Genomic DNA, 20948 nt, shown 5'->3' with positions numbered 1-20948 from the left:
GGCTTACTCAAAGGAAAATGAGCTTAAACAAATGGAGGATACCTTGAACGCGCTCGACTGGCTGCTTGAGTGGGCCCTGTTGAAGGTACAGACTCTAATTACAGTGGGCTTAGTCAACTGGAGGGAGGTGGCCACAGTTATGAACGTAGTGAAGAAGGTTATGCAGGAGTACAGCTACCTCGACCCAAGAATTGAGGAGGAAATATCGGGCGCCGAGGAGAGCCTCTCCAGGGCATGGATGAACATAGAGCCATCGCTGCCAGAAGAGTTTAGTGAGAAGGACCTAACGTCGATAGAGGAAGAGGCTAAAAAGGTTATTAAAGAGGCAGAGATGGTCGCCAAGAGCAGAGGAAGCGCCAACACCCTAGCATCGCAGCAATAACGCCTTTTCCAAGGCTCGCTAAATGGCCATACGGGCGAGAGCCCGCTGCCAGAGGGTTACGGTATACGTAACAGGACTATAAGGTAAACATTTAGAGTCGTGAATGGAAGTCCTGGTCTCAATTGGCTTAGAGGCCTATTGTACAGGCTTTAGCCGCTTCACCATTACGTAAGCGTCCTCACCATCCCTATAGTAGCCTTTGATTATCCTGACTTTTTCAAAGCCGAACTTCTCGTAGAGGTTTATGGCGGGGGTATTCGAGACCCTGACCTCAAGGTATATAGCGTCTACGTCATACTTTGATTTGAGCACATTTATAGCTTCTTGCATAAGGGCCGACCCAACGCCTTTCCGTCTATACTCAGCTAGAACAGCTATGGAAATCACGTGACCTACCTTAGCGGACTCCGAAAACCTCCTCCTAATGGCGTCCAACAGGCCCTCGCTTTTTCCTGGCCTTTCTGTCAGCTCGTTTTCAAGGCCCATAAGAACCTTGTCGTGGGTCTCTTCGACCCTGTTCATAATGTAGCCTATAATTTTGCCCTGGTGCTCGGCTACTAGGAAGGCGTCTCCCCACTCGTTAAGCACGTAAACATAGAAGCTGTACCAGTAGTTTTCGGGAAGGCTTGCTAGGTTAACCTCCATTACCTGATCTATGTCCTCCTCCCTCGCCCTTCTTATAATAAAAGGAAAGCCTTCACTGCCCTCCTGCTCCTCCGCTTTCACTTCAGGGCGCCTGGGAGCCTGTGACTTTGTAAGGTTAATAAACGGCTCTTAACTTTAAATTACAGTTGTTCAGAGAGGACCGTTGGGCTAGGCATTGAGCTTCAGGCACCCCTCACTTGACATAACAGGGTCAACGTCAAAGGAACTCGCAGGACACTGCATAGCCTTAGGCGTGACAGCCAGCGCTTCGATATATAGGTCGCTTGACACGGCAAGGGCCCTCATGAGAAGGGGAGCTGAAGTTCATGTCATAATGACTAGGGCCGCGGCTGACCTGGTTAGTCCGAAGCTCTTTCACTGGGCCACAGGAAATAGACCTGTAGTTGCGATAAGCGGCGATATAGAGCATGTAGAGATGGCTCACAGCTGCTCAGCTATGCTTTTGGCCCCTGCGACGTATTCATCTATAACTAAGCTCGCGTTAGGCATAGCTGACAACCCAGTGGTGCTCACTGCAATAACAATGATGGGTTACGGAAGGCCCGTCGCTGTAGTCCCTGCAATGCATGAAGGCATGGAAAGGAGCCCCCAATATCAAGACGCCGTGAGCAGGCTAAAGGGCATGGGGGTGCTGGTAATACCGCCGCTTGAAGCCGAGTCCGTAGCTAAGTACCCGGACCCCTACCTGGTGGCCCGCGCGTTCACTTCGTTTGCCCTCAGGGGCTTCGATATGAAGGGCCTTAGGGTGCTGGTCACGGCTGGGGCCACCAGAAGCTGGATAGACTCGGTGAGGTTCGTATCTAACCCCAGCTCCGGGAGGATGGGCGTTGAGATAGCCATAGACGCTTTCGCAAGGGGGGCGGAGGTTGACGTAATATATGGTCATGTAGATGTCAAAATACCTCACTTCGTGAATTCCTATCATGTTGAGACGACGGAGGAGATGGCGGAGAGAATGCGCGAGCTCACCGCCTCAAGAAGTTATGATATAATAGTTGGCGCTGCGGCGCCTCTGGACTTCACGGTTGAGGCCCCCTACAAGGGCAAGCTCAAGAGCGACTCGAGTTATACCATAACCCTTAGGCCCGCGCCAAAGACCCTAAAGTCCATAACATTGAAGCCTAAGGTATTGATATCGTTCGCAGCAGATGTAGCAACTACGGAGAAGGAGCTCATAAGCTCAGCCATGGAAAAGGCCTCTAAGTACGGTGCTACGCTAGTGGCTGCAAATCCAGTTAATGTAGGCACTTATGGCTTTGCGAGCGAGTACGATAAGGTTGTTGTGGTTGACACGGGCACAGGTAGGATCTATGACTTGGGCCTGGATAGGAAAGAGTCGCTCGCCAGGAAGATACTTGATATCGCGTTGTCACAGATAAAGTCACGCAACGGCTAAGCGTGGCGTAATCCTAGCCATCGCTATCAGAGGTGAGCTAAACCGCGAAATCGATCTGATACTCAAGGAACTTTAAAAGTGTAGCGCACTAGATGTAACAGAGGGCGCCTTTGAATTCCAAGAGGATTTTGTTAGATGATGTAATTAATATAGACTACGAAAAGGCCATAGACGCGATAACCTCCTTTATAAAGGACTTCCTGGAGAGCTCCTCCGTTAAGGGCTTTGTAATAGGCGTTAGTGGCGGTGTTGACTCGGCGGCGACTTACTTTGCGGCAGTTAAAGCCGTAGGTCCAGAGAAGGTCATGGCGTTAATTATGCACGACTCCACCGTAACTCCAAAGGAGGATGTTGATGACGCAAAACATCTAATTGAAATTGCTAGGACGCAGTATAACATCATAGATATAGCCCCTATAGTGGAGACCTATAGGTCAACCATACCAGTTTATGACCCTGCAGATACGGTTCCGCTTGGCAACCTAAGGGCCAGGATCAGGATGTCGCTGCTCTACTACTATGCTAATAAGTTTAATTATGCAGTCTTAGGCACTGGAGACAGAAGCGAGGCCTTCTTAGGGTACTTCACTAAGTATGGTGATGGCGGTGTCGACCTCCTGCCTATAGCGCCGCTTCTGAAGAGCCAGGTCAGAAGGCTTGCACTGAAGCTGGGGGTGCCCGAGAAGGTCGCGTTCAAACCGAGCAGCCCACGGCTCTGGCCTGGACAGACGGCTGAGGGCGAGCTCGGAGTTAGCTATGATCAGGTTGACCTAGTCATACACGCCATCGAGGACCTCAAGATGACGCCGTCAGAGGCCGCCGAAGCGACCGGGGTAAGCATGGACATTATTAATAGGGTGCTTCAGCTGAACAAGTCAACTCAACACAAGAGGTCGCTGCCCCCTTCACCTTCGCTGGAGAGCGTGGTCAGATACATGCCACGATAATGTAAGAAAAGATATTTTTGTAAAAGGTGTTTCAAAGTTGGCCCCCGTCTGCGTCTCAGTGCCCCATCACATTACCGCTGCCTTTGTCCCAGTGTGGGGTAGCACTCCAAGGGACTCGGGCTCCGTGGGCGTAGGCATAGCTGTGGAGCCCCGTCTTGAGCTGTGTTACGACCTGAAGCTATCAGGGGAACCTGCAGGAACTGCCGCAAAACTTCTTGAAAGCAACGGCGTCGACTTATCGAAGGTTAAGTCCTCCAACCCGCTCCCCTGGAGCTTTGGTTACGCGACCAGCGGCGCCTCTGCGGTGGCTGCAGCCCACCTGGCGTCTTACCTCAAGGGCAAGAGCCTGGGCTCCCTCCTAGTCCAGGCGCATGAAATTGAAGTTCAGGACAGGACGGGACTTGGGGACGTGCTGGCCATTAGCTGTGGCCTGGGGCTAGTGCTTAGGAGAAGGGCGGGTCCCCCTGGCATAGGCCAAGTGGACTGCCTGTATCTGCCTAGGAGCATTTCCCTGCTTTCCATAGAGGCTGGGGGGATGAGCACAGAGTCGCTGCTCTCATCACTAGGTGATGACTTTTACGTGGAGTCGTCCAACGTGCTCAGGAAACTTGACGAGGAGCTGAGCCTTGAAGCGTTCATAGAGAGCGTGAGGGCGCTAAATGACAAACTGGGGCTTCCCAGCTCTATATTAGGCGCGCAGAACTTCGAGTACGTGACTAAGGTTCCAGGGCTCTTAGGCTATTACACAAAAAAGAGGCTGGTGATCCTCATAATAGAGAGGGATCTCGTAGGCGACGCCGTGGATTATCTTAGGAAGGGACTCCCTTACGACATAAGGGAGTTAAGCCCTTCGGAGGCAGGTCCTTACCTGAGGTGAGCACATGGAGGACATACCGAGAAGCCATCCAAGGTACTGGTCGCTAGTGACAAGGCAGAAGCTAGTGGATGCCATGAAGGAGGGCGTAGTGGTCCCTCAGGGACTGATATCCCACGGCAGAGGGGAGGCCTTTGACTACATACTTGGCGAGAAGAGCCTGGACTTCGCCCTTGAAGCTGAGAGAACAGCTGTAGCCGCAATGCTACTTGCCAAGAGACCTATTATATCCGTAAATGGCAACTACGCCGCCTTAGCAGCCGACGATATAGTGAAGCTCTCAGAGCAGCTAAATGCCCCAATAGAGGTGAACGTCTTCCATAGGACCGAGGAAAGGGTAAAGGTCATAGAGGACTTCATGAAGAGGCACGGAGCCACGAGAGTTTATGGAAGCGAGTGCCAGAAGACTCACATACCAGGCCTTGAGAGTGCAAGGGGCATAGTATGCGTTGATGGAATATATTCGGCAGACGTTGTTCTGGTAGCAATAGAAGATGGCGATAGAACGGAAGCGCTCAGAAGGATGGGCAAGGTAGTTATAGCCATAGACCTCAACCCCTTCAGTAGGACTGCCCAGGCGGCTTCAATAACTATAGTAGACGAGGCCATAAGAGCCACGAAGAATATGATAAGCATGGCTGAAGAGCTCAAGGGCTTGGGCAAAGATAAGTTAAGGGACATAGTTAGCAGCTACAGCAACAGGAGGACCCTTAGTATGGCATTCAGGGCAATGCTTGAGAGGCTCGAGTACGCGTCATCAAAGGGAATCATAATTGACCTGGGGTTCCGCGACGAAGTTAACGTTTGAACGGGTTCCCGCATACCTGGGAGTAACTATCTCCTCTGCCAGCCTGATTATTTCTTCTGCAAGGCCTATCTCGGATGAGAGCTCGTCAGGATATTGTGACTTGGCCTTCTCTAAGAACTCCACCAGGAGAGGAAGCGTAGTGAAGGCCTCCCTAGCCACCGCGCTCTTGTCGCCTCTCCTGGAGGCCGCCCTAAGCTCCATGAGAAGCCTCTGCGGGTTAAGGCTGTAGAACTGTATTTTAAGGAGCTTAAGCTTATAGTCCTCGCTCTCAGCTACGGGCTTCCCCTCATATTTAGCTATAGCCTCCTCGACGTCTCTCCTCCTTAATATAACCCACCAGTGCTGGTTGCTGCTCCTATAGGAGGTTCTTATTATGCCATAGTTCTTCTCCAGCGCATAAAGCAGTGGAACAGGGTTATAGTCAAGACCATAGGCCGTCAGTTTGTCCTTAAGGTCCTTTAGGCTGAAGTCACCTAACTTAGCCCCGCCTCTCAGCGACGCCTCCAGCATTGATTTGAGGACGTAGTAGCCCCTATCGCCGTACTTTGCCAGAAACTCCTCCATGCTAGAGGCGTCGCCCTCCATGCCAATCGCCACTGTTACTGAAGCGATTTAACTACCGCATCCACAACCCTAACCTAAGAGCCGGTGGTTTTCAGTGGAAGCCGCCTTAGGCCGGCCTGCAGGGCTTCCTCTGGACAATAATGAGAACGTGGTTGAGGCCCTGGAAGTGACTAAGAGGTTCGGTAAGACGCCCGCCCTGAGGGGAGTTAACTTACAGGTCAAGAGGGGAGAGGTCCACGTAATAGCAGGTCATAATGGCGCAGGCAAGAGCACGTTATTTAAGATAATAATAGGCCTTATAAGGAGGGACTCAGGCTCTCTCAAGGTTCTCGGGGTAGACCCCTCGGCGCCTTCATGGCGTAAGCTGGTCAGGTACATAGGTTATGTGCCTGAGGACGCGTCGCCATATGAGAGGCTCACGGGCTACGAGTACCTGAGGTTCTTTGCCAGGCTCTATGCGAGGGACCCCAGCGAGGTTGAGGAAATGGTGAAGGTGGGCGTTAACATAGCTGGCCTAAGTGATAGAGACCTGAGGAGAAAGGCCGGCGAGTACAGCAATGGAATGAAGAGAAGGCTCCTGATAGCCAGGGCGCTTATGCACAGGCCTTTGTTAGTATTGCTAGACGAGCCAACCAACGGCCTAGACGTTTTCTCAGCCCATGAAGTTAGGACCATGATAAAATCCCTCTCACGAACAGGAGTGACTTTTGTCATAGCCACTCACAACATGGCTGAGGCCGAGTACTTAGCTGACAGAGTAACGTTCATGGCTTATGGTAAGTCCCTGTTTGCCGGCAGTCCAAAGGAGGCCCGGGAGTCCTTCGGGGCCGAAAACTTAGAGGAGGCGTTCGTTAAGGCGGTGAAGTCCTATGAGGATAGAGGAGATTAAGGCCGTACTCTGGAAGGAGCTCCTTGACATGGTGCGCGATCGCAGGGCCCTGGCTCTGATGATAATCGTCCCCCTCGTAGGGCTCCCATTAATGGCATTACTTGCAGGAGGCCTCAGCTCAGCGCAGTTAACGACAGTTTACATACAGGTCAACGATACGAAGTCGTTTGGAATAGCAGAGTGGCTTGGCGAGAGCATAGTTAATGCCTCTGAGCAACAGGGCTTAAAGGTCAATCTAACAGTGTCTAGCGGGCCTCCCCCTCGGGTCTACGACATAGAGATTACTATACCTCGGGGCTTCTACAATAACCTGACTGCTGTAGACGGCGTCGCGACGCTCATCGTGAGGGTTATGGTAGGCAGCTACGCGGCCCAGGAGGTGAGTAACATCATTTCCTCAGTGGTGTCGCAGCTTAGCTCCCAGGTGGTTGACAGCAGAGTTGATAGCCTTGCAAGAATGGCCGGTATCAACATCTCCGCCGAGAGGCTTCTCAATCCAATAGTAATAACCACTGGCTACATATTGCCCTCAGGCAAGGCTGCGAGCGCTCAGCAGGTTCAGCTGTCGCTTACCGTGAGGCTACTCCAGTTTTCCCTGTTCTTTGTCGTTAACCCAGCGGTGGTCTTAATGACTGACGCCTTTCTTGGAGAGAAGGAGCGCAAGACTCTTGAAGTGCTCCTGGCGTCTCCGCTGTCCGGCACCTCGCTGCTTGTTGGCAAGCTGCTCTCCTCCGCCGTGATGGGCCTCGCAATTGCGGTCGCCGACAGCGCGGGCTTCATTATTTACTTCCTGATGTTGGCGTCCTCGGCAGGGCTCAGGCTAACGCCGGCACTGCTCGGGCTTAACATGGTGGACTCAGCAGTCCTAGTGCTGATGACGTCATCATTTATAATGCCTATAGTGTTAAGGAGCCCTTCAGCCAGGGCCGCTCAGGCCTCCGCGTATGCTTTGCTTATGGTCGCGCTAGGGATCTACTTTAGCGCGTTGTTCGTCAACGTAGGCTCACTGCCCACAGCTATAAGGTACACGCTCATGGCGATACCGTTCACCGAGGCTTCCCTCGCGCTCTCAAATTACGTTGTGGGCCAATACTTAATGGCCGCCCTAGACATAATAATAATGGTGGCCTTCACAGCGCTATTCGTTGCCCTATCGCTCAAGGCTTTCAATCCAGAGAGGTTGGTTACCTCAAGGTAATAGGCCAAGCCAGGTAAGGAGCTCCAACAAAATTACCCTTTAGGCTAAATGGCCTTACGCGGCCTGGGCTTTATGAAATCCTTCGGGGCCGCGTCAAAGGGCTCAAGGTACTTTCTAAGAACCTTGGGTATTATAACTGTTCCATCAGGTTCCTGGAAGTTCTCTAATATGGCCGTAATAGTTCTCGTTGATGCTATTCCTGTGCTGTTCAGCGTGTGCACGTACTCGCCCCTCTCCATGCCCTTTCTCCTTATTAACCTTATGTTAAGCCTATAAGCCTGCCAGTCCGTGCAGTTGCTCGCGCTGACCATTTCGCGGTACTTGCCCTGGGCGGGCATCCAGGCCTCTAGGTCATATTTTTTGACGGCGCAGGCGCCCAGGTCGCCAGAGGCTATGTTTACAACCCTGTATGGTATTCCCAGGCCCTGGAACAGCCCCTCGGCATTTGATATAAGCTCTTCATGTATCTTCTGGCTCTCCTCAGGCTTTGAGAACACGAACTGCTCAACCTTGTGGAACTGGTGAACCCTGAATATTCCTTTGAGGTCCTTGTTGGCGGCCCCGGCCTCGCGCCTGAAGGCGGGGCTTATGCCGACAAACTTCTTTGGGAGCTCGTCATCATATAGCTCCTCATTATAATACATTGCTGCCAGTGAGTGCTCTGCAGTGGCTATCAGGTAGAGGTCGTCATTCTCTATTTTATAAATGGCGTCCTGGAAGGTCGCCAGGTCTATGACGCTATTTATGACCTTATATCTCAGCATGTAGGGTGGCAACACGAGGGTGTAACCTTTAGAGGTAAGCTTATCTATGGCGTAAAGCAGCAGGGCGAAGTCTAGCCAGACCAAGTCATCAAAGAGGTAATAAAACCTGGAGCCGGCGACCTCGGAGGCCTTTTCAGTATCGCCGAGCTTTAGGACGTTCTCGAGCATATCGGCGTGCCCTACGGGCTTCCAGTCGATCAACTCGTAGGGTACATTAAAGCCATAGGCTTCCGTCTGGGCTTTGAAGGCGTCTAGGTACTCGTGGTACACCCTGGGGGTGCCCCAGAATCTTACTGGCCTTGTGGCCTCCTCCCCGCCCACAGGAACGTCATCGAGGACTACGTTTGGCAGCCTCCACAGAGCCTCCTCTCTCTTCGCTTCGAGCTCACTCAGCCTCCTCTCCGCGTCCTCGAGCTCTCTGCTGAGCTCCTTGGCCTGGGCCAGGAGCTTCTCCCTTTCCTCACCCTTAGCCTTAGGAATGGCGGCGCTAATAACATTATGCTGGTGCCTTAGCTCATTTATCTCTGCTTGGACCTTTCTCCACTGCTCGTCCAGCTGGACAGCCTCGTCTATTATCTTAACATCGATCTGCCTCTTTCTGGCAACCTCCCTAAGCGCTTCTGGGTTTGTCCTGAGAAGATTCAATATGCTCCATGGCATTTACTACCACCCTCGTGATCTAGCTTCTGGCCCTAATGGTGAGTCAAAGGCTTAAAAGCCGTATATGACGATTATCTATCGATAATTGTAATGCTGGCACCCGCTAAGTTAAGTTCCGCCGTGGTGGACGGCGTCACGAAACGTGAGTAATATAAGTCTCAAAAGTAGGTGGACCGGCCGGGACTTGAACCCGGGACCTCTCGGGTGCAAGCCGAGCGCTCTTCCAGCTGAGCTACCGGCCCACCCTCTCTGGCAGCGTCACCTTTGGCAATTTTAAGGCTTTAAGGCCTATCAAAGGGCGTAGGCCATGAACTTATATCCTTTTGTAGAGTCTATAGCCGGGGATGCAGCTTTGAGCGAGGACCTAGAGAAGCTAAAGGACTATGAGTGGCTGCTTGGCAGAGTTTATGAAAAGATACCTCCAAAGAGCGGTTCAGGGACCTTTGAACTGCCAGAACCTCAAGTAATAAGGGTTGGGACGCAGACCATTATAAAGAACTTCAGGGATATCTCACAGAAATTAAAGAGGGAGCCTGACATGGTCTCACGTTATCTAATGAAGGAGCTGGCGTCTGCGGGCAGCTACGAGGAGGGTTCTGGACAGCTCGTGCTGAGCGTTAAGGTCTCTAGCAAGGTGCTCAAGCAACTTCTCGACATGTTCGTTAAGAGCTATGTCAAGTGTCCCACCTGTGGAAGTATAGATACTCACATAGAGAAGAGAGGCAAGGTATGGATCCTGGTTTGCGAGGCCTGCGGAGCGGAGCAGACGCTAAAGCCATTCTAAGCGAGACGCAAGGGCAATAGAGCCTTCAGGCTTGATGTTTTAGAAGGACATATTAGCTGAATGTAACTAAGGTTAACTTAGGTTTTCAAGTTATAGATAATTAATACACAAGTTGAAAGTAAACTTTAAAGCACGCTCACAGTCAGATGTAATGGTGCCTATGCTTTGAGCTCCGTGCCCACAAAGTTCGACGTGGTAGTGATAGGTGCAGGGCCGGCAGGCTCCGCGGCAGCTTATACTTTAGCCAAGGAAGGCTTCAAGACACTTCTAATAGATCGAGGCAGGGGAGGGGGCGAGAAGGAGCTCTTCGGTGGAAGGGTTTACGCGCAGCCCCTTAGAGAGGTCTGGCCAGAGCTTGACAAGGAGGCACCTATACAGAGGTGGGTCACGCGTGAGAGGATAAGCATGGTTAACGGCGATGAGGTTTTCACAGTCGAGTATAAAAGCCCTGCCGGCAAAAGCTTCACAGCCTTCCTGCCTCAGCTCACGTCGTGGATGGCGCGCAAGGCTGAGCAGGCGGGGGCCCTTTATGTTAATGAGATAACGGTGGATGAAATAGCGTTCAGAGACGGTAAAGCGGTAGGGGTGAGGAGCGGCTCTGACACCATAGAGGCTGATGTAGTTATAGACGCAGAAGGCGTTAACAGGCTCCTGCTTGAGAGGGCCGGCCTCGTAGAGAAGCTTAAACCGGATCACGTGGCCCTTGGAGTTAAGGAAATACTTAGAACTGGCGCCACGCAGCTCGAGGCCTCATTTGGCATTGACTCGAGCGAGGGCGTTTCCTGGGTCGTGGTGGGCGACATAACCAAGGGTGTCCCAGGGGGAGGTTTCATATACACCAACAAGGAAACCGTTAGTATAGGCGTGGTTCTCCACCTAAAGCACGCCATAGAGGCCATAGAGGCTGGCTCTCTGAACCAGCACGTTTACGAACTTGTTGAGGGCTTTAGGCTTCACCCATTTTTCAGGAGGCTTTGGCGTGACGCCACAATTTCAGAGTACGGAGGCCACCTAACAATTGAGGGAGGGCTTAAGTTCGCTCCTGAGAGGTTTGCCTATCCAGGCCTTCTAGTAGTTGGTGACGCGGCCGGGCTGCTCTTAAGTACTGGCGTAAATTACCGCGGTGTCGACTTTGCGGCCTACAGCGGCAAGCTTGCCGCCGAAGCAGTTAAATATGCCAGGGACCACGGAGGCTTCACCTATGACAACATAAGTGTCTACGAGACTTACCTCAAGAATAGCTTTGTGTACAAAGACCTCAAGAAGCACCTGGCGGCGGAGATGCTGATGAACGACCCAGCGCTCTTTGCAAAGCTGCCTAGGATAGCCTTGGGCCTCTTCAGGGAGCTTTACGAGCAGGACTACTCTACTCCAACGCCTTACGAGGCTCTGATATCGGTGCTTAACAACGAAAATATCGGCCTATTTAACCTCTTGCCATTAACTCTCTCGGTGGTGAGGTCCTTATGAGCGCTCAACAGGCCAAACAGGAGCCTCAGCCCATGAAGCTGGAAGACATACTTCAGAGCGACGTCTGGAACGTCGACGAGGAGCCTCACATAGTGGTAGACTATACCAAGTGCGAGAAGTGCCCTGCCAAGCCATGCATTTACCTCTGTCCCGCAGGCTGCTACACTCTGGCCGGCGACAGGATAGTCTTCAGCTACGAGGGCTGCGTGGAGTGCGGTACCTGCAGGGTGATTTGTCCCATGGATGCAATAACTTGGAACTATCCCAAGAGTGGTCATGGCATTATTTTTAGGTTCACTTGAGGGGTGAGCGCATGAGGATAGTGGTAGGCATAAAGTGGGTTCCTGGGACTCAGTCGGTGAGGATAGACCCCAAGACCGGTACCCTGATAAGGGAGGGAGTTCCGAGCATAGTTAATCCGCACGACTTGCCTGCGGCAGAGCTGGCCCTCAGGCTGAGGGACAAGTATGGCGGCGAAGTAATAGCCATCTCTATGGCCCCTCCTCCAGCGGCAAAGGGCCTTGAGTACCTAGTGGGCATGGGCGTCGACAGGGCCATACTAATAACTGACAGGGCCTATGCTGGGGCCGACACCCTGGCTACAAGCTATGTTTTGGCTAACGCAATAAAGAAAATTGATAAGGAGATAGGCAAAGTCGACTTAGTAGTCTTCGGCCAGGAGACCACGGACTCCAGCACTGCCCATATAGCCGCACAGACCGCCAGCTGGCTTGAGTGGCCTTACATATATTATGTCCGAAACGCATGGCTAACGGAGGATGGAAAGTTAAGGGTGGAGAGAATACTTGAAGAGGCCATAGAGGAGTGGGAGGTAGATCTTCCAGCCATAATAAACGTCGCTATGAAATCTCTGAAGCCAAGGCCCGTCACGCTGATTAATAAGATAAGGTTCAAGGCAAACCCCAGCATCATGATGACTTGGACTAACAATGATCTGAAGCTAGACCCAAGGTGCACCGGACTTAAGGGCTCACCAACCTTTGTTGCGAAGACCGTCGACGTCCCAGAGGTTCCGAGAAAGAAGCAGGTCTACGTGCCCAAGAATGGCGAGGACGCCGCTAAGTGGATACTCAAGTCGCTGCTCTCTGATGAGAAGGCCTCCAAGGCGCTGATAAAGGCCCTTAAGGAGGGAGGTGACGCGGCATGAGTCAGTGGACCGCTCCTCCTTCAGCGGGCTCGCAGGACTGCGACAAACTTTGCCCTGAGTGGGAGTGCAGGGACAACAGCGAGTACAGGGGCGTCTGGGTTATAGGTGAAGTAGATGAGAACGGCATTATAGAGCCGAGCCTGCAGATGCTAACGCCAGCTAAGAAGGTGGCGAGCAAGCTCAACGTTAAGATAACTGGCGTACTCCTTGGCAGCAATGTAAAGAGGTTCGCAAATCAGTTCATAGAGTATGGGGCTGACGAGGTCATAGTCGTCGACGATCCTCGTCTCTCTTCCTACGCGCCCAACGTCTATGGGGAGGTCGCTGTGAGCTTAATCAAGAAGTACAAGCCTGAGATGGTCTTCGTGGCCGGCACTATGAAGGGAAGGGAGCTGGCGCCTTACATAGCCAACCACCTGCGGGCAGGAATAACTGCTGATTGCACAGACTTTGACGTTGATGAGAAGACCAGGGATGTCTTTCAGATAAGGCCGCCCTTTGGCGCCGTGCTGCTGGCATATATAAGGACGCCCAACAGAAGGCCTCAGCTGGCGACGGCAAGACCCAACGTGTTCCCCCTGCCTCAGCGCGATCCAAGCAGGGAGGGAGAGATAATAGAGGAAAAGGTGGATTATGTACCTCAGCCTAAGGCAAGGCTCGTCTCACGCAAGGTAGTGCCAAGGACTGAGGTGCCCATAGAGAAGGCGGAGCTGGTGATAGGCGGTGGCAAGGGCCTTGGAACCGCCGAGGGCTTCAAGATGTTGCAGGAGCTGGCCAACGCCATGGGCGCTGTCGTGGGAGGCAGCAGGAAGGCCGTAGACTTAGGCTGGATACCTCATGAAAGGCAGATAGGGCAGACAGGCAAATCGTTAAAGTCAGTCATATACATGGCCGTTGGCATAAGCGGCGCGGCGCAGCACATGTTCGGCGTGAGGGAGGCCGAGGTCGTGGTAGCCATAAACAAGGACCCAACGGCACCTATATTCTCGCAGTGTGACTATGGCGTAGTTGCAGACTATCGTGAGGTCATACCGCATCTGATAAAGATGCTTAAGGATCTGAAGGAGCAAGTGAAGAGGGGCGAGACCCCCAGAGTAGAGTGACCTGACTTGAGCCAGGGGGAAGACGAGCGACTAAGGCTTTTTGAGAGGAGCCTCAGCAGGTTTGCTGGAGTTCTTGGGCTTCGTGTCAACGTTGAGCTCTCCAGGAAAGTAGAGGAGGTCCAGCTGAAGATAATGGATGATGTGACGAAGGTCATTGACAAGATATGGTCCCAGGGCCTAACCCTGCAGGACCTTTTGGCGAGGCTGAGCAATGACGGCGTCCTAAGGGAGGAGGCGGTCTATGCATCTAAGGCCATCGGTGAAAGCCTGAACCCTGACTCTGTAGATGACGTGTTGGCAAGGGCCATCTCTGGCGACGTCTCCCAGGAGGGGGCAAAAAGCGCCTTAATAGCATTCCAGGCTATAGCGAGGGCCTACGCCAGCAGGTACTTCAAGGAGAACGGCTCCATAGAGCACCTGTCGCCCTACTGTCCCCTCTGTGGAGCAGAGAGCCGCACCATGGTTAAGAGGGGAGACAAGTATGTGATGGTGTGCCACCTCTGCGGCTATGAATGGGTCATTGGCAGGGGCTCGCCCGTTTGTCCCTTCTGTGGAAATGATAATAAGTTTAAGCTTGGGACCTTCATGGACAAGGAGTGGAAGTATGGCCTTATGTTCTGCCAGGAGTGCGGCTCATACTGGAGAGTTATTTGGGATGAAGAGATGGCTTCGGCGCCTAGCATAGTCCTGCCGCTTCTAGCTATGGCTGCTGAGAGGTTCAGAACTGCCCTGCCCAAGGATATTGTCAATGGCTCTCAGGAGCCTGGTGCTGAGGTTTCGTTGGACAAGGAAGAGGATGAAACCGAAGGTAAGGAGTGAGTAAAGCCAGAGCGGATTAAGGGCCATCACGCTCTGCTGCCCGGAAAGGTCGCCTTCAGCTAGGCCCTCTCTCACCATTAGCCTCTTCAAGTAGGCCCCAAGTATAGGCATACCTATTATAATCATATAGGCGGTCATCATCGCGGCTATTCCAATGACCTTAAACAACATGTTGTATCTCCTCCCTAACATTACGTCAAGGGCCCTTGAGACTATGAGTAGGAAGGCCATTTCCATAGCAGACCCTACCATAGCCGATGTGAGCCCCACCAGGGAGAGATCAATCGAAAACGTAGTAAGCCGCTTCAGGGCATAAGAAGCTATGGCAAGGACTATGCCTAGTGACATAAGAACTGGGCCCAGCTGGGCTTCGGAGAGGTGGCTTAGATAAGCCCTTGTGTTAACGAGCCTGGGGTCTGGCCGCCCTCCCTCCTTCTGCCCCTGTGCGCCCATAACGGTCACCTAAGGTTCTGACACAGCATCTATATTAAGTACGTTCGAAAGATATTTGGCCATGAACTTAGAGTCGAAGCCCCGCGAGGCGTCAACTATGACTTTCCTTGGCCTTGACTCCCTTATGTAGTCCACCACCTCCCAGAAGGTAGCATGGTCACTAAAGGAAACCCTGTAAACCTTATCGTTAACCTTAACAGCAGGGCCCCGCCTTTCGGTACCGGTAAGTATCACGTGAACAGCCGGCACCCTTATCATTGACGAGGACTTGGATAGGTGGATAAATGCTATGGACCCTGGGAGAAGCTCGTCCCTGCTGTAGAGCCTCACATCACCCAGTTCCACGTTATAAAATTTTGAGGCTATCTTAGCAAGCTTCAGGGTGGTCTCGTCGGCCAGGAAGGCGCCTGAAACGCCCCTTATCCTCAGCTCTACCATTATTTCTTGAAGTTTTCCATTATAACCATATATTATTATGGGGTTGTTAGGCGACTCCACCTCTATAATATTGACTAGAGCCCCCAGGGCGTCCCACTCGGTTCCTTTTCTGGATAGGTGAGGACTACCGTAGGTGGCATCTACTACTAGGACGTCAAGGTCTTGCAGGGGAGGGGTGCCAGGCATCTTGAAGTCACCGGTATAGCCAGCGGTGCCCTGAGGGGTTTCCACCATTACCTGGGCGCTTCCAGCTATGTGCCTTGACGGTATAAGCTTTAACTTCTCATTGTCAAATTCCACCTCTTTATAATAGTCAAGCAGCAGCGCCTTGCTCTGAGGTATCGAGTATCCTAAGACCTTAAGGAACTCGTGGGTGACAGGGGTCGCTGCGATGAACAGGCTCTCAGAGATGCTCCGGCTAAGGTACTTGGTATGGTCTTCATGGGCATGTGTGACGACCCTTATAGGCCTTTTATGGTAGGAGTCGGCCACTACGTTGTTCCCTAGCAGTATTGCCCCGTTCGGCATCACAGCAGCTAACAAGCTGTATCCCCTGCTGCCTCGTTAGCCCAACTTAAAAATAGCCGCTATAGAGTGGCAGGCCCTGGTCCCGCCGCGGGGAATTGAACCCCGGACCACCCGGTGTCGGCCGGAGGGGCTAGGCCTCCAGCCGCCCCGTCCCACTACAGCCGGGCGCTCTGACCGCTGAGCTACGGCGGGCCTGCCTGGTATCCTGTTCGTGCCCTGTTGTTTTAAGCCTTACTGAAATCACAGTGTAGCAGAGAGGTTTCCATAAGGCTTCCTGCTCTGCGACTGCCTCCCTTTCCACGAGATAGGAAAGGCAATCGCTCAATATTAAATGGTTCCATTCCAGCTCCAAGTAACAAGAGCCATTATATCGGCTAGTTGTGGTCGTCAGGGCAGAGGGACTTGGATAGGCCCCTAATGTTACTAACCGCGTTTTGAAAAGCTTCGTAGACACTATCATGGATCTTATACTCTGCGGCCTCCTCAGCTAACGTAGAGCTTATGACGACTAACAGGAGATCGGCCTCCCTTAGCTCTTGACACAGGCCATCCCTATCCAGCCCATTAGAGGCCACATAATCCGCAATCACGCTAAAGTAGTCACACATGAGCTCTGCAATGACCGCCGAGGAGGCGCACAGCAGCCTGATGTAGAGAGGCATCTCGACAAACGATCTATAGCCTCTTGACTTGACGCACTCGCCCTCTAGCGTTTTTGCGTCAACACAGCCTGAGCGTACCTCCGAGAGTCCAAACTTAACAGCCCTCCACAGGAGCTCGTAATACTCCTCATGTAAGGACGAGCTCACGGTTCACTCCTTGATAGTATAAACATCTCTTCGCTTAAAAGAGCAAGTTTATTTTCTCTCTTTTATAGCTTTATTTTGAGAAGGGAGCAGAGATGTGTGCAGAGGAGAATAACGAGAAGTCGGTTAAGTACTCTGACATGGTCTATGAGATGCTAAAGAATGATATCCTTGGAAGGCGATTCGAGCCCAAGGACAAGCTCAGCGAGACTACGTTAGCTAAGCTCTACAACGTGAGCAGGACACCCGTGAGGGAGGCGCTTCACAAACTTGAGAAGGAAGGGCTTGTAGTGAAACTTAGCGATGGCTATCATGTCTCTTTTCTGACGAAGGAGCAAATACTAAAGATATTCGAAGTAAGGGCAGTCCTTGAAGCTTTGGCGGCAGAGAAGGCGGCTGAAAACAGGGACCCAGCTATGCTCAGTAAGCTAAGGGAGGCGGCCGAGAATTTCAAGAAAGCCGATAGGAGCAACCCGCTGGCCCTGGCCCAGGCCAACAGCTACTTCCACGACATAATAGCCGACATGAGCGGCAACGAGTACCTAAGGGATATACTTAAGGATCTAAGGAACAAGTTGGCTATAGTCAGGGTGGATCTATTCGCATCAAGCAATAGAGTTGAACAGGAAATAGAAGAGCACTGGAGGATCTATGAAGCCATAGAGAAGGGGGACCCTAAAGAGGCGCACGATGCAGCGCTTAAGCATCAGATGAACTTAATTGAATTCATAAAGTCAAAGAGAATGGTTGGGGGCATACTAGTTTGATTTTAAATGAGTCGCTGGCATTAACTTACATCGATTAAAATGGCTCATGTGATCGGCCGCGCGTGGCTGCAGGTAAATGGCGTTAGCTAGCGAAGTTGACGTGTGCTAAGACTTTGCTATTGGCCTCCCCTATGTCCGAAGGGCATAGCTTGTCGTTGCCCAGTCATGTGGCTAAAGGCGCTCCCTGTGGCGGAGCATGTATTTAGTCTACTTTAAAAGGTTGATCTGAGATTGAGAGAAAAGGTGGTGAAGCGACATGTCACTGAGACTTGGAGCCTTACCTCAGTTTAAGGTGCCTCCCAAGGGAGAGCATTATGACGTGCTCATAGTAGGCGCAGGGCCTGCGGGGCTCTCTGCAGCCGTCTATGCGTCAAGGTTCCTGCTCAAGACTGTGGTGGTCTCTGAGGACGTCGGAGGTCAACTCAACTTAACTAACGTAGTTGATGATTATCCTGCCACGCTCTCGATTAGCGCGACAGAGCTCATATCACGCTTCAGGGAGCATGCAGAGAAGCTCTTCGGGGTCCCTATCTACACTAACATAACTGTCCAGAAGTTCTCCAGAGAGGGCGATGAATACCACGTAACTGGGACTAGGGGGCTGGACGTTTACTCTAAGACGATAATACTTGCCGTCGGTTCCAGGAGAAGGAAGCTAAACGTGCCTGGAGAAAATGAGTTTGCCGGCAGGGGCGTAAGCTACTGCAGCATCTGCGACGCGCCGCTCTATAAGGGCAAGGAAGCTGTTGCCGTGGTAGGAGGTGGAGACGCGGCCTTTGAAGGGGCCATACTGCTTTCAGGCTACGTGAAGAAGGTATACCTGATACACAGGAGGAGCGAGTTCAGGGCGAAGCCCTTCTACGTTCAGGAAGCCATGTCAAGGCCTAACATAGAGTTTGTCCTCAACTCAGTGGTTACCGAGATTAAGGGCGACAAGCTGGTTAGGAGCGTTGTAGTAAAGAACAACGTCGACAACAGCATTAGAGAGCTTAACGTGGATGGAGTGTTCATAGAGATAGGCTTCGAGCCCCCCAAGGACTGGTACCAGTCCTTAGGCCTTGAGGTTGATGAGCTTGGCTACGTGAAGACAGACTTGTGGATGAAGACCAACCTTCCTGGGGTCTTTGCTGCAGGTGACGCGATAAGCCTGTGGCGCGGCTTCAGGCAGATAGTCAATGCCGCCGCATCAGGGGCTATAGCCGCCTACAGCGCCTACACATACCTGACAGAGCACGGGCTTGTAAGGAGGCCTGCGCTGGCTAGCAAGGAGGCGGCAAAGTAAGTTGGAGGAGAGGCAGGTAGAGGAGAAAGAGATTTACAACATGTTGAACCAAAAACTTGTAAAGCAGGGCTACCACATAATAGGTAACCATAGTTCTGTAAAGAAGTGCTACTGGAATCACGCCGCCCTCGTCGAAGGAAGGTTCTGCTATAAGGGCAAGTTCTACGGCATAGAGAGCCACAGGTGCATACAGCTCAGCGTCACCAACCATTGGTGCTGGAACGCCTGCCTTCACTGCTGGAGGCTCAGACCCCAGGATGTTGGAATAGAGTGGAACGAGACGCGCATGCCGTTCGCTGACGACCCTAAGGAGATAGTAGAAAAGGCCATACAGGAGTACCGGAGAATCATAAGTGGCTACAAGGGGAGGCCAGGCGTTTCGCCCCAGATGTACAAGGAGGCCACAATGCCAAAACACGTGGCGATCAGTTTGACCGGCGAGGCGACGCTTTATCCCAGGCTGGGCGAGCTGATAAGGGAGTTCCACAGAAGGGGCATATCAACGTTCTTGGTCACAAGGGGGGTAAGACCTGATGTCCTGGCTAATCTAGAGGAGGAGCCTAATCAGATCTATATTAGCTTAGAGTCGTGGGACAAGGAGTCCTACAATTACTTCAACAGGCCCCTGGTTCCAAGGGCGTGGGAGTTGACCCTAGAAACCTTGGAGATGCTTCCAAGCTTCTCTTCAACAACGGTTTACAGGATAACTATAGTTAAGGGGTACAACGATAACGAGACGGCGCTCAAAGGCTTCGCCAGGCTCGTCGACATAGGTAGGCCTGACTACATAGAGGTAAAAGCATACATGTATGTAGGAGCCAGCAGGGGGAGGCTACGCCTTGACAATATGCCGAGGCACTGGGAGGTTAAAGAGGTGGCCAAGAAGCTCAGCGAGCTCACAGGGTATCCGATAGTTAGTGAAAGTATGCCGAGCAGGGTTGTGCTGCTCTCCAAGCTTGAAAAGCCCGTAAGGTATGGCAATGCTCCCGTTGACTGGAACTCGCCGGACATATCAGCGCCAGGAGAATACGAGGATACTGCATGACTTTACATGCTTCCAAAGCTTTCGGGGTCAAGAAGCTATGATAAGGATTTATTTACCCACGCCAGAAGGTTTTAAAGAAAGAGCGCATCTAAGCCCTATGATGAGGCCTCGCATCGCTACCGAGCTGATGTAGCAATGGAGAGGGGTGCAAGCCCTGAGGGTTCACCTTTTGAGAAAAGTAACAGGGAGATAGCCAGGATTATGATTAAGCTGCTCACCAACTACTGGTTGTACTTTACTAAGAACGAGGAGGTAAACAGCGACGGTATGAGGCTCTTGGCATCAGCCTTAAGATATGCTAAGGGGGCAGCCCCTCAGGTTAGACATGCCCTCAGGGAGTCCATAAGGAGGCCGACGCTTCACAGCGTGTTAAGGGTGTGCGAATCCCTGGGCCTAGACATGAACTATATATGCAGACTTGTGTCAATAGCCGAGCTAGGGGAAATTTACGGTTACGGCTATTATAATGTCACTGCACCTTGCTGGCAGTAGCAGCGTCGATGGCCGCTGAGAACTCCTTCGCGCATTGCGCGCATTTGTCGCGAGCGCCTTCAGCAGCGCCCGCATAGCCCACCACATAGCACCCTATAACCTCACTGCGGTTTTCAGTGATGAGCACAACAAGCGTGCAGCCCTCAGGGCGTTTGACGTAACAGAGTTTTATGCCATTATAGTTAAGTGCCTTCACGCAGTCAACTCTTACACCAGGCTTAAGTCCTACATCGGTGTCAATTATGAAGGTTTTCAACCCTTCGGACTCAAGCTTAATCACATAGTTGCCATCCAACAGGTTTTTCTCAATCATAAGGAGACCCATCTGGTCATTCGTTTATCACGGGCGTGGCAAGTACTAGCTCCGAACCGCAGAAGGGGCAGCGGTACTTCAGCGATCTGGCATCTGCGGCGCAGAAGTATGCGTCAAGGGTTTTTGCGCACTTTGGGCACATATAGACGGCCTCGAACCTCCTGCTTCCCGGCCTCTGGCCGCTCAAATCCAGCAGCCTCCCGCACACCCTACATCTTACCGTTGTCCAGCCCAGCGTTCCCATTGCATTAACTCCCCTTACCTTACCTACTGTCATAGTCTCAGGCTCCACCTCCGCGAGCGTAGGTCTACACAGACTTAAAACCTATCGT

25 protein-coding genes and 2 tRNA genes are annotated in these 20948 nt (G+C 52.2%); 18 read left to right on the top strand and 9 right to left on the bottom strand.

From position 1 onward, the window contains the following. Positions 1 to 43: 43 nt before the first annotated feature. Positions 44 to 382, top strand: coding sequence for a hypothetical protein (locus ASAC_RS01430; RefSeq protein WP_148217089.1), 339 nt, complete (start codon positions 44 to 46; stop codon positions 380 to 382). A gap of 135 nt (positions 383 to 517) precedes the next feature. Here ASAC_RS01430 and rimI read toward each other — a convergent pair whose 3' ends face one another. Next, positions 518 to 1108: a ribosomal protein S18-alanine N-acetyltransferase gene (rimI, locus tag ASAC_RS01425; protein ID WP_013266195.1), complete on the bottom strand. Its 591-nt coding sequence runs from the start codon at positions 1106 to 1108 to the stop codon at positions 518 to 520. 94 nt (positions 1109 to 1202) lie between these two features. Here rimI and coaBC point away from each other — a divergent pair, with 94 nt between their 5' ends. The 4 genes from coaBC to ASAC_RS01405 all read left to right on the top strand — a co-directional run bounded on the left by coaBC (position 1203) and on the right by ASAC_RS01405 (position 5073). Continuing rightward, positions 1203 to 2444 (top strand): bifunctional phosphopantothenoylcysteine decarboxylase/phosphopantothenate--cysteine ligase CoaBC, encoded by a 1242-nt coding sequence (gene coaBC, locus ASAC_RS01420; RefSeq protein WP_013266194.1) that lies wholly within the window; start codon positions 1203 to 1205, stop codon positions 2442 to 2444. Between the two features lie 110 nt (positions 2445 to 2554). Next, entirely contained in the window at positions 2555 to 3391 is an 837-nt protein-coding gene (locus ASAC_RS01415; RefSeq protein WP_013266193.1) for an NAD+ synthase, read from the top strand. 37 nt (positions 3392 to 3428) lie between these two features. Continuing rightward, positions 3429 to 4268: a pantoate kinase gene (locus tag ASAC_RS01410; RefSeq protein ID WP_048812717.1), complete on the top strand. Its 840-nt coding sequence runs from the start codon at positions 3429 to 3431 to the stop codon at positions 4266 to 4268. A 4-nt stretch (positions 4269 to 4272) separates the two neighbouring features. Beyond that, positions 4273 to 5073 (top strand): 4-phosphopantoate--beta-alanine ligase, encoded by an 801-nt coding sequence (locus tag ASAC_RS01405; protein ID WP_013266191.1) that lies wholly within the window; start codon positions 4273 to 4275, stop codon positions 5071 to 5073. Here the strand turns inward: ASAC_RS01405 and ASAC_RS01400 are convergent. Continuing rightward, positions 5023 to 5658, bottom strand: coding sequence for a hypothetical protein (locus ASAC_RS01400; protein WP_148217088.1), 636 nt, complete (start codon positions 5656 to 5658; stop codon positions 5023 to 5025). The two genes, ASAC_RS01405 and ASAC_RS01400, sit on opposite strands and share 51 nt — an antisense overlap. Before the next feature lie 73 nt (positions 5659 to 5731). Here ASAC_RS01400 and ASAC_RS01395 point away from each other — a divergent pair, with 73 nt between their 5' ends. Together ASAC_RS01395 and ASAC_RS01390 are read left to right on the top strand one after the other, a co-directional pair. Next, positions 5732 to 6526, top strand: a complete 795-nt coding sequence (locus ASAC_RS01395) for an ABC transporter ATP-binding protein (RefSeq protein WP_013266190.1) — start codon at positions 5732 to 5734, stop codon at positions 6524 to 6526. Next, entirely contained in the window at positions 6507 to 7724 is a 1218-nt protein-coding gene (locus ASAC_RS01390; RefSeq protein ID WP_013266189.1) for an ABC transporter permease, read from the top strand. Before ASAC_RS01395 ends, ASAC_RS01390 begins: the two co-directional genes overlap by 20 nt. Before the next feature lie 44 nt (positions 7725 to 7768). On the opposite strand, the gene serS is transcribed toward ASAC_RS01390, so the two are convergent. Both serS and ASAC_RS01380 read right to left on the bottom strand, forming a co-directional pair. Further along, positions 7769 to 9148: a serine--tRNA ligase gene (serS, locus tag ASAC_RS01385; RefSeq protein ID WP_013266188.1), complete on the bottom strand. Its 1380-nt coding sequence runs from the start codon at positions 9146 to 9148 to the stop codon at positions 7769 to 7771. Positions 9149 to 9317: 169 nt separating this feature from the next. Further along, a tRNA-Ala gene (locus tag ASAC_RS01380) sits at positions 9318 to 9390 on the bottom strand. Between the two features lie 110 nt (positions 9391 to 9500). On the opposite strand from ASAC_RS01380, the gene ASAC_RS01375 reads away from it, so the two are divergent. The 7 genes from ASAC_RS01375 (at position 9501) to ASAC_RS07835 (ending at position 14808) form a co-directional block, all read left to right on the top strand. Next, positions 9501 to 9932 carry a translation initiation factor IF-2 subunit beta gene (locus ASAC_RS01375; RefSeq protein ID WP_238523619.1) on the top strand — a complete coding sequence of 144 codons (432 nt, stop codon included), beginning with the start codon at positions 9501 to 9503 and terminating at the stop codon, positions 9930 to 9932. Positions 9933 to 10106: 174 nt separating this feature from the next. Then, positions 10107 to 11402, top strand: coding sequence for an FAD-dependent oxidoreductase (locus ASAC_RS01370; protein WP_238523634.1), 1296 nt, complete (start codon positions 10107 to 10109; stop codon positions 11400 to 11402). 32 nt (positions 11403 to 11434) lie between these two features. Continuing rightward, positions 11435 to 11704, top strand: coding sequence for a ferredoxin family protein (locus tag ASAC_RS01365; protein ID WP_048812942.1), 270 nt, complete (start codon positions 11435 to 11437; stop codon positions 11702 to 11704). A gap of 11 nt (positions 11705 to 11715) precedes the next feature. After that, entirely contained in the window at positions 11716 to 12570 is an 855-nt protein-coding gene (locus ASAC_RS01360) for an electron transfer flavoprotein subunit beta/FixA family protein (RefSeq protein ID WP_013266184.1), read from the top strand. Continuing rightward, positions 12567 to 13673: an electron transfer flavoprotein subunit alpha/FixB family protein gene (locus tag ASAC_RS01355; RefSeq protein ID WP_013266183.1), complete on the top strand. Its 1107-nt coding sequence runs from the start codon at positions 12567 to 12569 to the stop codon at positions 13671 to 13673. Before ASAC_RS01360 ends, ASAC_RS01355 begins: the two co-directional genes overlap by 4 nt. Before the next feature lie 6 nt (positions 13674 to 13679). After that, positions 13680 to 14492 carry a formate dehydrogenase accessory protein FdhE domain-containing protein gene (locus ASAC_RS01350; RefSeq protein ID WP_013266182.1) on the top strand — a complete coding sequence of 271 codons (813 nt, stop codon included), beginning with the start codon at positions 13680 to 13682 and terminating at the stop codon, positions 14490 to 14492. A 154-nt stretch (positions 14493 to 14646) separates the two neighbouring features. Next, the gene (locus ASAC_RS07835; protein ID WP_013266181.1) at positions 14647 to 14808 is read left to right on the top strand and encodes a hypothetical protein; all 162 of its coding nucleotides are present in this window, start codon (positions 14647 to 14649) and stop codon (positions 14806 to 14808) included. A gap of 146 nt (positions 14809 to 14954) precedes the next feature. Here ASAC_RS07835 and ASAC_RS01345 read toward each other — a convergent pair whose 3' ends face one another. From ASAC_RS01345 to ASAC_RS01335, 3 genes are all read right to left on the bottom strand, one after another. Then, positions 14955 to 15926, bottom strand: a complete 972-nt coding sequence (locus ASAC_RS01345) for an MBL fold metallo-hydrolase (RefSeq protein ID WP_238523618.1) — start codon at positions 15924 to 15926, stop codon at positions 14955 to 14957. A gap of 62 nt (positions 15927 to 15988) precedes the next feature. Beyond that, positions 15989 to 16103 (bottom strand) — tRNA-Tyr (locus ASAC_RS01340). A 182-nt stretch (positions 16104 to 16285) separates the two neighbouring features. Next, entirely contained in the window at positions 16286 to 16720 is a 435-nt protein-coding gene (locus tag ASAC_RS01335; protein WP_013266179.1) for a hypothetical protein, read from the bottom strand. Positions 16721 to 16812: 92 nt separating this feature from the next. Here ASAC_RS01335 and ASAC_RS01330 point away from each other — a divergent pair, with 92 nt between their 5' ends. From ASAC_RS01330 to ASAC_RS01315, 4 genes are all read left to right on the top strand, one after another. Beyond that, positions 16813 to 17484: a GntR family transcriptional regulator gene (locus ASAC_RS01330; protein WP_013266178.1), complete on the top strand. Its 672-nt coding sequence runs from the start codon at positions 16813 to 16815 to the stop codon at positions 17482 to 17484. A gap of 256 nt (positions 17485 to 17740) precedes the next feature. Further along, positions 17741 to 18766, top strand: a complete 1026-nt coding sequence (locus ASAC_RS01325; protein WP_013266177.1) for an NAD(P)/FAD-dependent oxidoreductase — start codon at positions 17741 to 17743, stop codon at positions 18764 to 18766. A gap of 1 nt (position 18767) precedes the next feature. Beyond that, the gene (gene twy1, locus ASAC_RS01320; RefSeq protein WP_013266176.1) at positions 18768 to 19811 is read left to right on the top strand and encodes a 4-demethylwyosine synthase TYW1; all 1044 of its coding nucleotides are present in this window, start codon (positions 18768 to 18770) and stop codon (positions 19809 to 19811) included. A gap of 135 nt (positions 19812 to 19946) precedes the next feature. After that, on the top strand, positions 19947 to 20303 hold the full coding sequence (locus ASAC_RS01315) for a hypothetical protein (RefSeq protein ID WP_013266175.1): 357 nt from the start codon (positions 19947 to 19949) through the stop codon (positions 20301 to 20303). Here the strand turns inward: ASAC_RS01315 and ASAC_RS01310 are convergent. Together ASAC_RS01310 and ASAC_RS01305 are read right to left on the bottom strand one after the other, a co-directional pair. Beyond that, positions 20281 to 20616 (bottom strand): hypothetical protein, encoded by a 336-nt coding sequence (locus ASAC_RS01310; protein WP_013266174.1) that lies wholly within the window; start codon positions 20614 to 20616, stop codon positions 20281 to 20283. The genes ASAC_RS01315 and ASAC_RS01310 overlap by 23 nt on opposite strands. Before the next feature lie 16 nt (positions 20617 to 20632). Further along, positions 20633 to 20893 (bottom strand): hypothetical protein, encoded by a 261-nt coding sequence (locus tag ASAC_RS01305; protein WP_048812940.1) that lies wholly within the window; start codon positions 20891 to 20893, stop codon positions 20633 to 20635. Positions 20894 to 20948 lie beyond the last annotated feature (55 nt).

The organism is Acidilobus saccharovorans 345-15, assembly GCF_000144915.1.
GTDB lineage: Archaea > Thermoproteota > Thermoprotei_A > Sulfolobales > Acidilobaceae > Acidilobus > Acidilobus saccharovorans.
Note: the sequence above shows the minus strand (reverse complement) of the source record. Positions and strands in the feature narration are given on the sequence as shown.

What these genes read in the sequence shown, in the direction of transcription:
- ASAC_RS01405 (WP_013266191.1), top strand. Translation starts at nt 4,273, where the DNA reads ATGGAGGACATACCGAGAAGCCATCCAAGGTACTGGTCGCTAGTGACA.
- ASAC_RS01400 (WP_148217088.1), bottom strand. Translation starts at nt 5,658, where the DNA reads ATGGAGGGCGACGCCTCTAGCATGGAGGAGTTTCTGGCAAAGTACGGC.
- ASAC_RS01390 (WP_013266189.1), top strand. Translation starts at nt 6,507, where the DNA reads ATGAGGATAGAGGAGATTAAGGCCGTACTCTGGAAGGAGCTCCTTGAC.
- serS (WP_013266188.1), bottom strand. Translation starts at nt 9,148, where the DNA reads ATGCCATGGAGCATATTGAATCTTCTCAGGACAAACCCAGAAGCGCTT.
- ASAC_RS01365 (WP_048812942.1), top strand. Translation starts at nt 11,435, where the DNA reads ATGAAGCTGGAAGACATACTTCAGAGCGACGTCTGGAACGTCGACGAG.
- ASAC_RS01360 (WP_013266184.1), top strand. Translation starts at nt 11,716, where the DNA reads ATGAGGATAGTGGTAGGCATAAAGTGGGTTCCTGGGACTCAGTCGGTG.
- ASAC_RS01355 (WP_013266183.1), top strand. Translation starts at nt 12,567, where the DNA reads ATGAGTCAGTGGACCGCTCCTCCTTCAGCGGGCTCGCAGGACTGCGAC.
- ASAC_RS07835 (WP_013266181.1), top strand. Translation starts at nt 14,647, where the DNA reads ATGACCTTAAACAACATGTTGTATCTCCTCCCTAACATTACGTCAAGG.
- ASAC_RS01330 (WP_013266178.1), top strand. Translation starts at nt 16,813, where the DNA reads ATGTGTGCAGAGGAGAATAACGAGAAGTCGGTTAAGTACTCTGACATG.
- ASAC_RS01325 (WP_013266177.1), top strand. Translation starts at nt 17,741, where the DNA reads ATGTCACTGAGACTTGGAGCCTTACCTCAGTTTAAGGTGCCTCCCAAG.
- ASAC_RS01315 (WP_013266175.1), top strand. Translation starts at nt 19,947, where the DNA reads ATGGAGAGGGGTGCAAGCCCTGAGGGTTCACCTTTTGAGAAAAGTAAC.
- ASAC_RS01310 (WP_013266174.1), bottom strand. Translation starts at nt 20,616, where the DNA reads ATGATTGAGAAAAACCTGTTGGATGGCAACTATGTGATTAAGCTTGAG.
- ASAC_RS01305 (WP_048812940.1), bottom strand. Translation starts at nt 20,893, where the DNA reads ATGACAGTAGGTAAGGTAAGGGGAGTTAATGCAATGGGAACGCTGGGC.